Origin of the sequence: Paenibacillus sp. OAS669 (assembly GCF_014873645.1) — a bacterium.
Lineage (GTDB): Bacteria > Bacillota > Bacilli > Paenibacillales > NBRC-103111 > Paenibacillus_S > Paenibacillus_S vulneris.
On record NZ_JADBDR010000005.1, the window covers coordinates 347,374 to 362,764 of the forward strand.

Consider the following 15,391-nt stretch of genomic DNA (forward strand, 5'->3'; position numbering starts at 1 on the left):
AGTAATCACTGCTGTCTAAAACTCCCTGCTATATCCGCGTATCCTTATCCTTCTACGCGATAGACGCTCTTGATCGCATGAACCACATCCATGGATTCGAACTGCTGCAGCACTTTTTTCATTGCCGCCTGATTCGCGTCATGGGTAATGATAATGATTTCCGCTTTCGGGTTATGCTTATTCGGATGCTGAAGAACAGATTCCAGACTCACTTCGTGCTCGGCGAATACCTGGGTAATCTGAGCCAGAACGCCCGCTTTATCCTCCACATGAAGCAGGATAAAGTTTTTCGAGGCAATTTGCTCGTCGGTTTTCAGCTTCTTCTCCTTGTACGGAATAAAGCCGCGCTGTCCGTTGATGCCAAGCTTCAGGTTGCGAACTACAGCAACCAGATCGGCCACGACAGAGGTTGCGGTAGGCATTTCGCCTGCACCCGGTCCGTAGAACATCGTCTCGCCTACGGCTTCGCCATAGACATATACGGCGTTGAACACTCCGTTGACGGAGGCCAGAGGATGGGATTGCTTGACCATCGTCGGCTGCACGCTGATGCTGATATAATCATCCTGGCGCTCTGCAATGCCAAGGAGCTTCACTTCGTAACCAAGACGCTTGCCGTAGGCGATATCCTCTTTGGCGACCTGCCTGATCCCGCGAACCTGCACATCGCCTAGAGCCACATTGGCATGGAAGCCCAGCGTTCCAAGAATGGTCATCTTGCGAGCCGCATCGAAGCCCTCGACGTCCGAAGTCGGGTCCGCTTCCGCATAGCCGAGCTGCTGCGCTTCCTTCAACACGTCTTCATAGGCTGCGCCCTCTTGGCTCATTTTCGTGAGAATGTAGTTCGTCGTTCCGTTGACGATCCCCATAATTTTCGTGATCCGGTCCGATGAGAAGCCTTCGATCAAGGTGCGAATGATCGGAATCCCTCCGGCAACACTGGCTTCGTAGAATACGTCGCAGCCCTTCTCCGAAGCTTTGGCGATAATTTCCGGACCGTGCAGCGCCATCAAATCCTTATTCGCCGTTACGATGTGCTTGCCGTTGTCCAATGCCTGCAGCATATATTTCTTTGCAAGCTCAATGCCGCCCATAACCTCGATGACGATATCAATCTCGGGATTATCGATTACATCCCAAGGATTTTCCGTTAGCACATCTGCGTTCACAGCGATGCTGCGCGCTTTGCTTTTGTCCTGGACCAAAATTTTGGCGATTTCGATCGGGGCGCCTGTCTGGCTCAGCAGATCCTGCTGATGTCCTTCCACAATGCGTACGACGCCTGTTCCTACCGTCCCGAGCCCTAACAAACCTACCTTTATCGGTTTCATATGCTGTTCCTCCTCATGTTCATGTTGCAGCTATTACTGACACGCTCTTCCCGTGTTCTGGTTATTGGATTCGTCCGTCAGCCTTGGCCTACGAGTACAGCCCTGCTTACGCCTTCCTGTTCACGAAGCCGCTCAAGAAGCACGGCAACCGTCTCCCCCATCACCGATGTTTCGACGGAAATGACGACATTAGCGACACCCTGCAGCGGGATCGTCTGGTGGATCGTAAGAACATTGCCGTCCAATCCGGCTATCATGGCGAGCACTCTGGATAATATCCCTGATCGATGCTCCAAATCCATAGATATTGTGACGATGCGTTCCCGCTCCAGCTTGCTAAGCTCAAAGATGCCGTCTTTATACTTGTAAAAAGCGCTGCGGCTCAGCTCAACCTGCTCCACCGCTTCATGAATCGTCTTTACTTCGCCTCGTGCCAGCAGCTCCTTGGCCTGTACCGTTTTGACCAAGGCTTCGGGCAAAATATCTTCTCTGACTAAATAGTAACGTTCGTTACCGCTAGATCTGGTCTCCGCGTCATGTTTCTCCTGCACAGCCACAGTCCTCTCTACAAAGACGAATGTTTCTTCTTAGTGGACATTATATCGAATATGGATGTATCCGGCAATAGGCTATTTCGGAATCCGGCAGCTTTCATAAAGTTTCCACATCTGTCCGCTAGGAACACCCTCCGATTCATGTTAAGGTTTGAGTTGAGCTTGTCTTTTATTCTTTTATACTTTCATTCTGCTTTATATTACTAGTAGGAAGAGGTGGTTTTTTCGTGATTCGTACAAGAATGATGGCTACGGCGATGCTCTTTAACAATAACGATTTGCTAATGATGAAACGATCCCCGACCCGCACCTTAAATCCGGGGATGTGGGCCGTGGTCGGAGGTCACATGGAACCGGAAGAAATCAACGATCCCTACAAGGCATGCCTGCGGGAGATTGAGGAAGAAACCGGTCTGAAAGAAACCGAGCTGCTCCATATGAAGCTGCAATATATATTAATTCGTCTCAACCAGCAGGAGATCCGCCAGCAGTTTATTTATACCGCTGATACGACACGCAGAAACATTGTCCAAACGAATGAAGGGATCCTGCACTGGATTCCGCGCGATCAGGTTCTGAACCGGGAAATTCCGTTTATTTTTCACACCCTGCTCGCCCACTATTTCGATCATGGGCCTTCCGGACATATTTGGGTCGGTACGGCGGGCTATCAAGAGGATGCTGTCCCTACGGTCCATTGGACAGCTCTGGTCGATCCCCGGATGAACTAAGCTGAACCGCAATTCCTCGAACCATCAGGACAATAAAAAAAGACTGTCCTGCCGCTGAATGAAACATTCATCCGGTCACGGACAGCCTCAGTCTGAATAGTCTGGCACAGCTTAAGATCACCATTACTTCGCCTGCCTCGTCCGGAAGGAGCTCTTGCTGCTAAGCTCCCGCCATTTTTCCAATACCTTGAACGCCTCCTTGCGTGACAGAAGCGAACGGGCCAGCTGAAAGCCTTCCTCATAGCTGCCCACCTTATCGAACCAGTACAGGCGAAGTCCTGCATTGAATATGACATGCTCCCTTTCGTTGCGGATATCCTCCGACTCGTCTCCCCGGATGACTCTGGCGAGCCGTTTCAGATGCTCATCCTTTCCGCACTTCTCCAGCGGCTCTCCCCGAAACCCGAATGTGGCCGGATCTACGCTGTTGGACTCGTCACCCCATGGCGTCACCTTGCGTATGGAGCTCGTCTTATAGAGGGGAATGTCCTCCGATCCCTCCATTCCTTGAATGATACAGGCTGTTTCGAATCCGGATTTAGGCAGCAGCTGAAGCAAGTGTGCCATGGCCGTTTTATGATTGACACCGATAATGATGTTCTTGGAATGAATCGGATTGATGACTTTTTCCACGGTGTTCAAAAACGTCCTTAAGCCGATCTGCTCCCTCACGTTCCTGATGCGGCCAAACGGCGGGCATATCAGATCCGTCCATATAAACCCGATGTGGATAGACATGAAGATGCTCTCCCATTCTTTGGCCTCAAGCTCCACCTGTATGCCTAACCCTTCCAAGAGCTCCTTTAACGAAAACCCCTGTTTCGGCGGCAAGGAATCGCTTCCGTGCAGCACTTGCGGGTATCCGACGGAAGCGAGCAGCAGGCTTACCGGAATGGTAATCGGAAAATACAGCCTGCCGTCATAAGGTCCTGCGCAGTTCAACGAATCCGAAAAGGAGCGGAAAGGAAGCGAATATTTCCGGAACACATCGATGAAGCCCATCATTTCCTCATCCGCTTCCCCCTTCATTCTCATCGCCATCAAGAAAGCCGCCGTCTGGGCGTCTGTGGACTCTCCCCGGGCAATAGAGTGAGCAGCGGCAACCGCTTCATCATAAGTGAGATGGCGTGAGCCCAATTTTCCTGTTCCGACCGTCTTGATCCATTCCTTCATGCTGTCACCTCATTTTCTATCAATGGAACCCTATCTGGTGCGAAAGGCTGCCACAGACTAGCCAACCCGGCCTGAAGTCCCATGCCCTGCCGCCTTATGCCCTCATGGGCTCAACTCGTACGGCGCAGGCTTTAAACTCCGGCATTCGGCATGCGGGGTCGAGCGCCGGATTGGTTAGACGATTGATGCATTGCTCCTCTCCCCAATGAAAGGGAACGAACACGGTATCCCTACGAATTTTGGCAGAAAATTTCACTTTCAGCCGGATGGAGCCCCGCTTGGATGAAACCCGCGCATATCCGCCGTTGACCAGCCCATTTTCGATGGCGGTATCCGGATGAATCTCCAGCAGCGGCTCCGGATATTTGGAATTCAGCTCCGGTGTGCTGCGGGTTTGAACTCCCGACAAATAATGCTGCAGCACACGTCCGGTCGTTAAAGTCAACGGGTATCTCCTGGATGGAACTTCCTTCGGATTCTGATGTTCAATCGCGGCCAATCGAGCTCTGCCATCAGGATGAGCGAAGCTGTGCTCAAACATGCGCGGCGTCCCCGGATGCCCCTCCTCCGGGCAAGGCCAGAATATGCCCTTCCTCTTCTCCAGCTCGTCGTAAGTGATTCCGTAATAATCGGCCAATCCGCCCTTGGATGCCAGCCGGAGCTCATTAAAAATATCCTCAGCCGAGCCATACTGAAAATATCGTCCTCTTCCCAGCGCAGAGGCTATATCGCATAGAATCCTCCAGTCCAGCCTCGCTTGCCCGGGCAGCGGCTTCAATGCTCTTCTGACCATCACGCGCCCTTCAAGCTGAGTCATCGTCCCCTCATCCTCCAAATAGGCGGAGCCAGGAAGGAGTACATGGGCAAAGCGGGACGTTTCCGATGGCAGCAAATCAATGACGACCAGAAACTTCAGCTTCTTCAACGCTCTCTCCACCAATTGACTGTTGGGATTGGACACGACCGGATTGGAGGAAAGGATAATCAGCACCTTGATCTCCTCCCGGTCAATGGCCTCCATCATTTCATAAGCAGATACCCCTTTGCGAGGGAGTTCCTCCTCCGGAACTCCCCATACGCTGGCGATGTGAGCCCTATGGGCGGGATCTTCAATCAAACGGTAGCCCGGAAGCTGATCAGCCTTCTGCCCGTGCTCTCTGCCGCCCTGACCGTTGGCTTGGCCCGTGATGGCCCCATAGCCGCATCCGGGGCGGCCGATTTTACCGGTGAGCAGTACCAGGTTGAGAAAATTGCGGACGTTGGCCACTCCGCTTGCATGCTGCTCTACCCCTCGGGCCGTAAACACCATTCCCGTTTCCGCTTGGCCGTACATCCTTGCCGCCTCGATTATAAGCATGGGATCAACACCGGATAGCGCCGCCGCTTCGGACAATGAGACCTTTTTCAAATGATCAGCCAATTCGGCATAGCCATTTGTTTTTTGCTCGATAAACGCCTGATCCGTATACCCTTCCTCCACGATGACCTTCAACATCCCGTTGACCAATGCCGCATCGTACCCCGGCTTCACCTTCAGATGGATATCCGCAATCGCGCACGTTGCCGTTTCCCGTGGATCTATGACAATGATCTTGCATCCGTCTTGCTTGGCCTTTCGGAAATACTGCATGATGGTCGGCTGACATTCGGCAATATTGGTGCCCGCAAGAATAATGCATTTGGCTAAGGGCACTTCCGAGAGCGGGTTCGTCAAGCCTCGGTCGACCCCAAAGGTCAGATTGGAAGCCCCTGCAGCAGCCGACATGCAGAACCGGCCGTTGTAATCGATATATTTGGTCTGAAGCGCCACTCTCGCAAATTTTCCCAGGAGATAGCTTTCCTCATTCGTTAAGGAGCCTCCTCCGTATACACCTACCGAATCCTTGCCGTATTTGAGCTGGATATGCTGGATTTGAATCCGAATATGCTCGAGCACGGCTTCCCAGGATACATGGCGGAGTCTCCCGTAGTCCCTTATCATCGGGCTTTTCAATCTTCTATCGTCCATGGTATGTGTGTGGGCATTCAGCCCCTTGACACATAGCCTTCCGTCCGTTACCGGGTCCTCTTTGTTAGGAGTTACGGAATAGAGAGCCCCGCCGCTTGTAGCTACCTCCTGAAGCTTCATCGTACATTGCACGCTGCAGTAGGGACACTCAGTCAAGTCCGCATTCACTTGAGGCAGGACGGCAACCTGCCGCTTCTGAACAAGCTCAACATAATCGTTCATTTCTGCTCCCACCCGCCTCTAGTAATTAACCCCCGAACCCGATGTCGCCCAAGCTTTCCTCCAGCTTCGAGTCACTGCGTAAAAGACAAGGGTTACCACCAGCACGATAGAGGCAACAACAACAAATCCCGTCGTATGAGTCCCCGTAGCTTGCTTTAAAGGTCCTAATATATTATTCGGCAGCAAAAAACCGCCAAGGCCGCCGAAGGCCCCCACAATGCCTGTAACAACCCCGATCTCTTTGGAAAAGCGCTGCGGGACCAGCTGGAAGATCGAACCGTTCCCCATCCCCAGGCACGCCATCATTACGCTTGTTATAGCCAGCATCACTAGAAAGGAGCCCGGCAGCGTTGAAACGGCAAAAGCGCATAGAGTGATAACGGAGAAGAGCAGCATCATAAAACGCATGCCTCCGATTTTGTCGGCAATATAGCCCCCTACCGGCCTGAAAAAGCTCCCGGCAATAACTGTGATCGTGACCAAATAACCGATTTGAACCTTGCTCAGACCTCCATCCATTGCTTTGTCGCCGTATACATCGTAGAAAAAGATATTGAAATAATTGGAGAACCCGACAAAGCCGCCGAACGTAACCGCATAGAATAGGCTGAACCACCAGGTATCGATATTTTTGAAGGCTGACAAATAATCTACAAGCTTCTTGGGCTCCGGCTGATTGGGGCTATCCTTAGCCATGATAGTATAAGCCAGAAGGACAAGCAGCAGTGGAAGCATGGCCAGACCGAATACGTTGTGCCAGCCCATAGAGGCGGCCAATTGCGGGCCGAAGAAGGTCGCCAGAGCCGTACCGCTGTTGCCGGCCCCGGCTATCCCCATCGCCAAGCCTTGGTACTGCGGCGGATACCATCGGCTGGCAAGCGAAAGCGAAACTGCAAAGCTCGCCCCGGCTATGCCGAGCAGAAATCCTAGTGCTTGAACCTGATTCAAGCTGTGGCCGCCTAGCCACCCCCATAGCAAGGGAATCAGCGTCAGGATCATACCGATAATTCCCGTCTTCCTGGAGCCGATGCGGTCAGCCAGAATGCCCATCGGAATTCTGAATATGGAGCCGCCTAACGTCGGAATCGCAACCATCGTTGCCTTCTGCGCATCAGTCAAACCAAAATCTTTGGTGATGTACAAGGATAGAGCTCCACAAAGGACCCATATCATAAAACTAACATCAAAATAGAGAAACGCTGACAACAAACTCGGAAAATGCCCTGATTTTCGGAAATTTTGTACATCCACTCCTAGATTCCTCCTTGTTTTTTCTCTTTTCCCTACATTCATGTATTGTTTGTGTTAGTATTCATTACACATATATACTATACAATTCAAATCCGTATAGTTCAACGCTTTTTTGAAAAAAAGTTCATGTTTTGGCACATCTTTTTTTGTATATTTTCTATTCACCCTAGTAATCAACGTAAATAACGAACATTTTTATTAGTATTTTGTTTTATTGTTCGCTTTTACAACGTTTTCAACAAAAAATAAAACACCAAGCTCATCAAACCACATGAGACCTGGTGTTTATCATTCCGATTCCCCAATACCGTTTGCTGGCTATTCCTTCTCAACAAATTCAAATTCAAAATCACCGATCCGAACCGTCTGCCCATCCTTGGCACCGCGGCTCCTAAGCGCTTCATCAATCCCTTTTTTGCGCAAAATCCGGGCAAATCGCATGACGGATTCCTCTGTACCAAAATTCGTCCGTTTAATCAGCTTTTCAATACTTGGACTCTCTACAACGAAAGTATCATTCTCCCGGTGAATGGTGAAATCCTCATCATCATCCTTTGCTTCCAGGCGATATACTTTGCGCTCTGACAGATCGACGAGATCCTCGACGAGAGGCATCTCGGGGATGGTTTCCAGCAAGTCCGCGATCTTATAAAGCAGCTCCTGAACACCACTTTTGGTAAGCGCCGAAATCGCTATAATTTGCGTCTCCGGACTAACTTCGGCCAGCTGTTGTTTGAATTGCGCCAAAAATTCCTCTGCATCGGGCATGTCCATTTTATTGGCAACCACAATTTGCGGACGTTCTTCAAGCTTGGAGTTGTACAGCTTTAATTCCTCGTTGATCTTCTGCCAGTCCTCAAATGGATCCCGGCCTTCTGTTGCAGCCATATCGATAATATGGACGATCACCCTGGTCCGTTCGATATGGCGCAAGAACTCATGACCCAGTCCGACACCCTGATGCGCTCCTTCAATCAAGCCCGGCAAATCCGCCATGACGAAGCTGCGTCCGTCTCCGACGTCAACCACACCAAGATTCGGTGTAAGTGTCGTAAAATGGTACGCCCCGATCTTCGGCTGGGCCGCCGAAACTATCGAGAGCAAGGTAGATTTGCCTACACTCGGGAAGCCTACCAAGCCCACATCCGCCATAACCTTAAGCTCCAGGACAACCCAGCGCTCTTGACCTTCTTCCCCGTTTTCGGCAATTTCGGGCGCAGGATTGTTCGGTGTCGCAAAGCGAGTGTTCCCGCGTCCTCCGCGGCCTCCCTTGGCGATAACGACCTCCTGCCCATGGCGGGTCAAATCGGCAATAATCTCCTGACTGTCATCGTCGATTACTACGGTTCCCGGCGGCACTTTAACGATCATATCATCGGCATTGGCTCCATGCTGGCTTTTATTGCGCCCTTTTTCCCCTCGCTCCGCTTTAAAATGCTTCTGGTAACGAAAGTCCATCAACGTACGCAGTCCCTCATCGACACGGAAAATAACATCGCCGCCATCTCCGCCGTCGCCTCCTGCAGGTCCGCCCTCGGGAACATATTTTTCCCTCCGGAACGCCACCAAACCGTCTCCGCCGTCACCGCCCTTAACATAAATCTTCGCTTTATCTACAAACATGAATCCACCTCATTATGTATTCAATAACAGCAAAATTGAAACTGCTGCCTCATTTTCTTTCACCTGAACAGCTTCCCAAGCTTCACCCGGCACCGATGCCTGACGTATCCTTTGCAAGGATTGCATAAGTGATGCTTCCTTCACATCCCCTTGATAAACAAACCGCACAAGCAGCGCATCCTTCTCTTGAAGCAAATGAAGCTCCAGCGCATGCTCCCCTTCCGCAGCGAGGCGCGCATTGTGCTTAAAGGTCTCCATAACTTCACGAACCATGACATAAATCCGATGAGGATCTACCGAAAGCTCATCTAGATGTATCTCCTGCTTCATAATGATGGACAGCGTAATTTCCCTAACCTCGGTCTGATAAGCAAGCAAATAGACGATCAGGTCCGGAATTCCCAGTTTAGCCACGTAGCTCTCAATCTGAACCTTATGTTTTATTTTCTCCATAAGACTCTCTAATTTATCATACTTTTTTAATTTCACATAACCGAACAGCACCTGAATCTCATTCATCCAGTCATGCCGGTAGTGATTTAACAATCGGATGAAACGAAGATTTTGCTCCGAATCCCCATCCTCCGCGGCAGCCGCCGCAGGAGATTGTGCGTAATCCAACACCAACTGCTCGTAATCAGGCCTTTTCGACATCATGGCGTACCCTCTCCGATCCGCGCTTGATCCTAACTCTACCAGTATAGCATGTTGTTCCAAAAAGCACACGCCACTTTCCCAACTACGCAAAAAACCCCAGCGATACAGGATCGCCGGGGTTATCGTTGATGACGTATTATACTTCCACAGCCGCAGCCACAGGAGCAGCGTCCACAGGGTAGACGCTAACTTTCTTGCGATCACGACCCAGACGTTCAAATTTCACAACGCCTTCAACCTTTGCAAACAGCGTATCATCGGAACCGATGCCTACGTTATTGCCCGGATGAATTTTCGTTCCGCGTTGGCGAACCAAAATGCTTCCCGCAGTTACTTGTTGACCGTCAGCACGCTTAACGCCAAGACGTTTAGCAATACTGTCACGTCCGTTTTTGGTGGAACCTACACCTTTTTTGGAAGCGAACAACTGAAGATTTAATTGTAGCATGGATGTCTACCTCCTTCTTCACTTATTTTTTGTCTTGCAATGTTATATATGCACCATACGATTGTTCGATCGATTTCAGCATGACGACCATCGATTCCAGAAGCAGCTGTACCTTATCCGACTCTGTATCATCCAGATCAACGGGAACCTGTACATCCAGCAAACCATGCTTCATGTTCGCCTTCATAACAACCCCTGCCACCGTTTCAACAGAATTGACGGTACCGACCGTAACGGCTGATACACCCGCGCAAACGATATCTTTGCCCGGATCACCGTATAGTGCGTGCCCTTTAACCCGGAACGACTCGATCCGATCGTCTGGTCTCCGCTTGATCGTTACCCGAATCATAGCCTTATCCCTGCTTAAGCCTGGATTTTTTCAATCACAACTTTGGTGTAAGGCTGACGGTGACCTTGCTTACGACGGTAGTTCTTCTTGGCTTTATATTTGTAAACGATGACTTTCTCACCTTTACCGTGCTTCTCTACTTTTGCAGATACAGCAGCGCCAGCTACCAATGGAGCTCCAAGCACCAAACCGCCTTCTTTGGATACAGCCAATACTTTGTCAAAAGTAACAGCTTCACCTTCACCTGCGTTCAATTTTTCGATGTAAAGAACATCGCCCTCTTGAACTTTGTATTGTTTGCCGCCTGTTTCGATAATTGCGTACATTTCGTTGCACCTCCCTCATGTCTCAGACTCGCCTTAGCCAGGTGACCCGTTCTGAAAGGAACGCGTGCTTCAACCCGCTTCGTGCGGTTACAGCATGTTTTGCAACATACCTGTTTATATTACCACAGCCTATGAATGATTGCAATGCCTATTCCAATAGATTCTTCCGTACACCTTGGAACGGTCATTTGGTCCATAACCATCCGGTCCCCTCGCACTCCGTGCAGCGGCGAATAGTCACTTTGTCCTTCCCGTCACGAACCTTTTTTCGGGTCATCTCTACCAAGCCGAGCCGTGTCCACCCTTCAACTACCGTTTTGGTGCGATCCCGTTTGACCTCCTGCTCGAGCGTGTCCAGAACCAGCTGCCGGTGAGCAACCAAATCCATATCAATAAAATCGATAATAATAAGTCCGCCAATATCTCTTAATCTTAATAGCCGGGCAATTTCTTTGGCCGCCAGAACATTCGTGTCCTTCACCGTCTGCTCCAAATCTACGCTCCCGGTATACCGCCCCGTATTTACATCGAACACGGTCAGAGCCTCGGTATGGTCGACGACTACATAGCCCCCGTTATCCAGCCAAATTTTGCGTTTAAAGCTGTTCTCAAGCTGCTCGTCCGCCTGAAAAGTGCCGAACAACGTCCCCCTCGTTCTCTCAAACCTCCGGACCCTCTCGCAAAGACCCGGCGAAACGGCGCGAACGAGAGTCATGATGGTGTCATAGGCATCCTTATCATTAACCCAGAGCTCCTGCACATCATCGCGAAATACATCCCGAATCCAGCGTGGCAGCAGCCCAAAGTCGGTATACACCTTGCGCGGTACGGGACCTTGCAGCGTGGATAGCTCCTCCACCGCCTGCCATCGCTTCCGCAAGTCTATAAGATCGGTGGTGATCAGCTCTTCCGCGACGCCCTCGGCCGCCGTTCTGACTATAAAGCCCTCTCCCTGCTTCAGATGCTTCTCCGCGGCATGCTTTAACCGTTCACGTTCGGTTTCAATTTCAATTTTGCGGGACACGCCTACGTAATCGGCGCGCGGCATATAAACGCCCCATCTGCCGGGAATCGAGTAGTGAGTCGTCACCCGTGCCCCCTTATTGCCCACCGGCTCTTTGACAACCTGTACAAGCAGGGCTTGCCCTACCTGCACCAGCTCCGTAATTAACGGCTTTTGTTTGGGGTGCTTTTCCAAATGCGCCGGTAAAATATCATCGATATATAAAAAGGCGTTTTTTTCCAATCCGATATCCAAAAACGCCGCCTGCATCCCTTGCAAAACGTTAACGACTCGACCTATGTACATATTGCCAGCCAAGTGCTCCGCCCCGCGAAGTTCGTTGTCGTACTCTACCAATCGGTCATCTTCCATTACCGCTACTTCGATTTGGTCCTGTCCACATTGTACGAGAATACGCTTCATGATTTTCCACCTCGGACTTCATTTTACATGAAAAGCTCGGAAATCGCACTTCCCCGTTTGGTTTCATTGAAATAAGTTTGCAAAAGCGGTTGTTCGGGGAGTACGATACGTATGGCACCGCGCTCATCCATTACATACACGAGATGGTATTTCTCCCGCATAAACAAGCGAACAATCTCTGTCACCTTACGCCTCCCGTCCACAACAATCGGCTGTGCTAAGGTTCCCTGACGGACAAGCCGATGATATGTGTCCCCTCTATGGATCAGAAAGCGCATAAAATGATAGGACATGCCCTTGTAAGCATACCAGTTGGAATAAAACAGAAACAAGCCTATCATAAACAAATTCAGCTGAAAGCCCCCATACAACGTATGGAATGCCGCCGCGAGGAGCAGCAGAATACTAAGAATCAGGCTGGCCACGCAGCTGAATACAATCACCTTCTGGTACGGAAGCCAAAAGCTCAAGACGCACTGCATGATCTTGCCCCCGTCCAAAGGAAGAATGGGGAGCAGGTTGAATAAAGCCACGTACATATTCGCTTGGATGAAATAGGCGCTCCATTCTCCGGAAATCACGCCTGTCGATTGCAGAACCAACGCCGCTACCATCATCATACCATTTTGAAGCGGTCCTGACAGCGTTACAATGATTTCCTGCCATGCCGGAACACTGGCCATCTCATCCACCACGGCGACTCCGCCGAAAGGAAGAAGCTGAATTTCCTTTACCCGCCATCCGAAATTTTTGGCCGCCATGACATGTCCCAGCTCATGAATTAGCACTATGCCGAATAATGTTGCCGTCTCAATAAAGTAGCCCGCCAAGATAGACAGTAGAATGACAATGGAAAAAAGCGGATGAAAACGGATAGAGACGCCAAAAAGGCGGTTCCACTTACTCAAATTGTACCACATCCGCCGGATTGACGAATTTATTGTCCTTGGATACGGCGAAATACAGGTATCCCGATTGCTTTGTACTGTTTTTGGACACCGTGCCTATCGTCTCACCGCCCTTAATCCAGTCGTTTAACTCCACCTTGCCCTGTTCGATCCAGCCGTAGACCGATTGCAGGCCGTTCGTATGACGGATAATGATCGTATAACCCGTATCCTCCTTGTTCCCCACATAAACCACCAGACCCGTTTCCATCGCTGCTACAGGCGTGTCCTGCTTCGTCTCTATCGTTACCCCGAGACGGCTTGCTTCAAAGGGAGCGATGATCTTTCCCTTGACCGGCGTGAAATAATGCTTGGAGACAACATCCACCTTCTGAGCCTCCTCTTGATGAAGCGTGCTTAGAGCAGGGAGCAGCGACGGGGTTCCGCCGAATTGCCGTTCATACCAGAGAGCTACCGATTGGAATTGGAAGGATTCATTCAATGCTGAACTGATATAGGCTTTGCCCTTATTGGCAAGCGGATGATTCCACTGAAACATTCCCCAAATTAAGGCAAATAGAAAACAGCTGACGACCAGCTTCAGGCGCAGCCCGCTTCTGCCCGGCATCAACCTACTCCGTTCCGGACCATCGTCTTCATAATCCCTGCGTGACAAGTCCTGCTGCCATTTTTGCTTCCATACATACTCTGGATCGTTCCAACGTCCCGTATCCTGAGGCGGTGCATCGTCAAGCTGCTCCCGGACCGGCTCTGGAAAAGAGCGGTAGGGCTCCAGCAGCTCCTGCTGCCGGACATGCATAGGGTTAGGTACGGGGCGCTGTTCTGCTGACGACTGCAGCTCTCTGATCCGCTCCATCCTTCTTTGACGTATATTATTTTTGGTGCTCATATTCGGTTACCTCCCCAAGAGCTTTCCATCAGGAAAGCCGCCGTATTCCATAGAACGATTGGATAAATTGAACCGGCATTATTGTGCTTGTCTGATCCTGCAGCCAGCCGGAGCTTGTTTACTCTCATCCTATGAGCCTGTACAACCAAATATGAGAATTAAATAGCCCCTCAAAGCGGGGCATGGGTTTCGAAGCGCATACAGGCTTCTCCACAAGAAGCCGCGAACTTGGTAAACTCCCTTAAGTCAACATAGCACTGTAACCAGGCTACTTATGATTTCCCGTTAGACATGCCAAAAAAGCACCCTGATTTTCAGGATGCTTCATAGGACAGTTGTTATCTTAATAGGTTAATTCTTTTTCCTGATGGACTCGAATGCTCATCACGAGCGCAATACACATCATATTGATCAGCAGTGAGGTGCCTCCATAGCTGATGAAAGGCAGCGTGATCCCCGTCAGCGGCATGATGCCGATTAGCATGCCTACGTTTTCGAAAATCTGAAAGACGAACATGGAGACGACACCGACAATGATGTAGGAGCCCCCTTTATCCCCGCACTGGATAGATATCAGAATCATTCGGTATATCAAGACGAAATAGAGCAGCAATAGAACGGAGGAGCCGACAAAACCGAATTCTTCCGCCAATACGACGAAGATGGAATCCGAGTAGGCATACGGGATGAAATGCCGGTGGACCGACGTCCCCTGCAAGTACTTCTCCCCGGTCAAGCCGCCGGAGCCGATCGCTTTGATCGAGTTGTCAACCTGGAACTTCTGGTCCTTCGTCGCGTTCTCCGGATCGATAAAGGTATCCATCCGGGCGACCCAGTGGCCTTTGCCTCTATCCGAAAAGTAGGTTTTAATAGGATCGTGGTAATGAGTAAACAGGTACATGAACAATACCAGCGCTCCTACGGCAATGAGCACCCCTATCAAGAAATGCACATATTTGATATTCCCGATCCATAACATGCCGATGAAGACAACGATAAAAATGATGGCATTCCCCAAATCCGGCTGGATCAGCACCAAAATAAACGGTATCAGCACAATGACGCCAACAGGGACTACATCGGTCCAAAATAACAACGGCTCTCCCTGCCTGCGGGCAAGAAACGCGGCAAGGCCCATGATCAGCATAAGCTTCATAAGCTCGGCCGGCTGAAACAGCAGCCCCCCGGGAAGCTGGAACCAGCTTTTGGCGCCGTTAATCTCCATCCCGAATTTATACACGGCTGCCAGCATGGCAAGACCCGTTATATATAAATAGGGCGAAATTTTTAGCAGCCCGCGGTAGTCGACAAAGGTTAACCCCAAGAAAGCGAGGATAGAGATAACATAGATGATGATCATCTTTTTAAGATCGAAAACAATATTCGGGTCATCAAGCGTTGCGCTGTAGACAAGCAGCGTGCTGATAACCATGAATGCTAGCAGGATGACAACGATGGGAATATCGATCTTTTTTAATTTATGCAGCAAATC

General features: G+C 50.3%; 15 protein-coding genes and 1 other annotated feature. Of the genes, 1 reads left to right on the forward strand and 14 read right to left on the reverse strand.

All coding sequences use genetic code 11. The features are described 5' to 3' along the window. Positions 1-44: 44 nt before the first annotated feature. Together GGC63_RS14075 and GGC63_RS14080 are read right to left on the reverse strand one after the other, a co-directional pair. Positions 45-1,331 (reverse strand): homoserine dehydrogenase, encoded by a 1,287-nt coding sequence (locus tag GGC63_RS14075; RefSeq protein ID WP_192702851.1) that lies wholly within the window; start codon positions 1,329-1,331, stop codon positions 45-47. Between the two features lie 77 nt (positions 1,332-1,408). After that, positions 1,409-1,882, reverse strand: a complete 474-nt coding sequence (locus tag GGC63_RS14080) for an ACT domain-containing protein (protein WP_079910044.1) — start codon at positions 1,880-1,882, stop codon at positions 1,409-1,411. Between the two features lie 230 nt (positions 1,883-2,112). Between GGC63_RS14080 and GGC63_RS14085 the strand changes: the two genes are divergently transcribed. After that, a complete protein-coding gene (locus tag GGC63_RS14085) occupies positions 2,113-2,616 on the forward strand; it encodes an NUDIX domain-containing protein (protein ID WP_192702852.1) in 504 nt (167 codons plus the stop codon). Between the two features lie 123 nt (positions 2,617-2,739). Here GGC63_RS14085 and GGC63_RS14090 read toward each other — a convergent pair whose 3' ends face one another. The 12 genes from GGC63_RS14090 to GGC63_RS14145 all read right to left on the reverse strand — a co-directional run bounded on the left by GGC63_RS14090 (position 2,740) and on the right by GGC63_RS14145 (position 15,388). After that, positions 2,740-3,789 (reverse strand): anthranilate phosphoribosyltransferase, encoded by a 1,050-nt coding sequence (locus tag GGC63_RS14090; RefSeq protein WP_192702853.1) that lies wholly within the window; start codon positions 3,787-3,789, stop codon positions 2,740-2,742. A 94-nt stretch (positions 3,790-3,883) separates the two neighbouring features. Further along, a complete protein-coding gene (nasC, locus tag GGC63_RS14095) occupies positions 3,884-6,019 on the reverse strand; it encodes an assimilatory nitrate reductase catalytic subunit NasC (RefSeq protein WP_192702854.1) in 2,136 nt (711 codons plus the stop codon). An 18-nt stretch (positions 6,020-6,037) separates the two neighbouring features. Next, positions 6,038-7,270 carry an MFS transporter gene (locus tag GGC63_RS14100; protein ID WP_192702855.1) on the reverse strand — a complete coding sequence of 411 codons (1,233 nt, stop codon included), beginning with the start codon at positions 7,268-7,270 and terminating at the stop codon, positions 6,038-6,040. Positions 7,271-7,588: 318 nt separating this feature from the next. After that, positions 7,589-8,893 (reverse strand): GTPase ObgE, encoded by a 1,305-nt coding sequence (gene obgE / locus GGC63_RS14105; RefSeq protein ID WP_192702856.1) that lies wholly within the window; start codon positions 8,891-8,893, stop codon positions 7,589-7,591. 12 nt (positions 8,894-8,905) lie between these two features. Further along, the gene (locus GGC63_RS14110; RefSeq protein WP_192702857.1) at positions 8,906-9,550 is read right to left on the reverse strand and encodes a Spo0B domain-containing protein; all 645 of its coding nucleotides are present in this window, start codon (positions 9,548-9,550) and stop codon (positions 8,906-8,908) included. A 136-nt stretch (positions 9,551-9,686) separates the two neighbouring features. Next, a complete protein-coding gene (rpmA, locus tag GGC63_RS14115) occupies positions 9,687-9,998 on the reverse strand; it encodes a 50S ribosomal protein L27 (protein ID WP_028547689.1) in 312 nt (103 codons plus the stop codon). 22 nt (positions 9,999-10,020) lie between these two features. Further along, the gene (locus tag GGC63_RS14120) at positions 10,021-10,350 is read right to left on the reverse strand and encodes a ribosomal-processing cysteine protease Prp (protein WP_192702858.1); all 330 of its coding nucleotides are present in this window, start codon (positions 10,348-10,350) and stop codon (positions 10,021-10,023) included. A gap of 14 nt (positions 10,351-10,364) precedes the next feature. After that, positions 10,365-10,676 (reverse strand): 50S ribosomal protein L21, encoded by a 312-nt coding sequence (gene rplU, locus GGC63_RS14125; protein WP_079910036.1) that lies wholly within the window; start codon positions 10,674-10,676, stop codon positions 10,365-10,367. 14 nt (positions 10,677-10,690) lie between these two features. Further along, positions 10,691-10,775 (reverse strand) — a sequence feature (ribosomal protein L21 leader region). Positions 10,776-10,860: 85 nt separating this feature from the next. Then, positions 10,861-12,102 carry an Rne/Rng family ribonuclease gene (locus GGC63_RS14130; protein WP_192702859.1) on the reverse strand — a complete coding sequence of 414 codons (1,242 nt, stop codon included), beginning with the start codon at positions 12,100-12,102 and terminating at the stop codon, positions 10,861-10,863. A gap of 23 nt (positions 12,103-12,125) precedes the next feature. Beyond that, positions 12,126-13,010 carry a M50 family metallopeptidase gene (locus tag GGC63_RS14135; protein ID WP_225948186.1) on the reverse strand — a complete coding sequence of 295 codons (885 nt, stop codon included), beginning with the start codon at positions 13,008-13,010 and terminating at the stop codon, positions 12,126-12,128. Further along, positions 13,003-13,899, reverse strand: coding sequence for a M23 family metallopeptidase (locus tag GGC63_RS14140; protein WP_192702861.1), 897 nt, complete (start codon positions 13,897-13,899; stop codon positions 13,003-13,005). Before GGC63_RS14140 ends, GGC63_RS14135 begins: the two co-directional genes overlap by 8 nt. Positions 13,900-14,242: 343 nt before the next feature. Further along, complete coding sequence (locus tag GGC63_RS14145; RefSeq protein WP_079910032.1) at positions 14,243-15,388, reverse strand: FtsW/RodA/SpoVE family cell cycle protein; 1,146 nt, start codon at positions 15,386-15,388, stop codon at positions 14,243-14,245. Positions 15,389-15,391 lie beyond the last annotated feature (3 nt).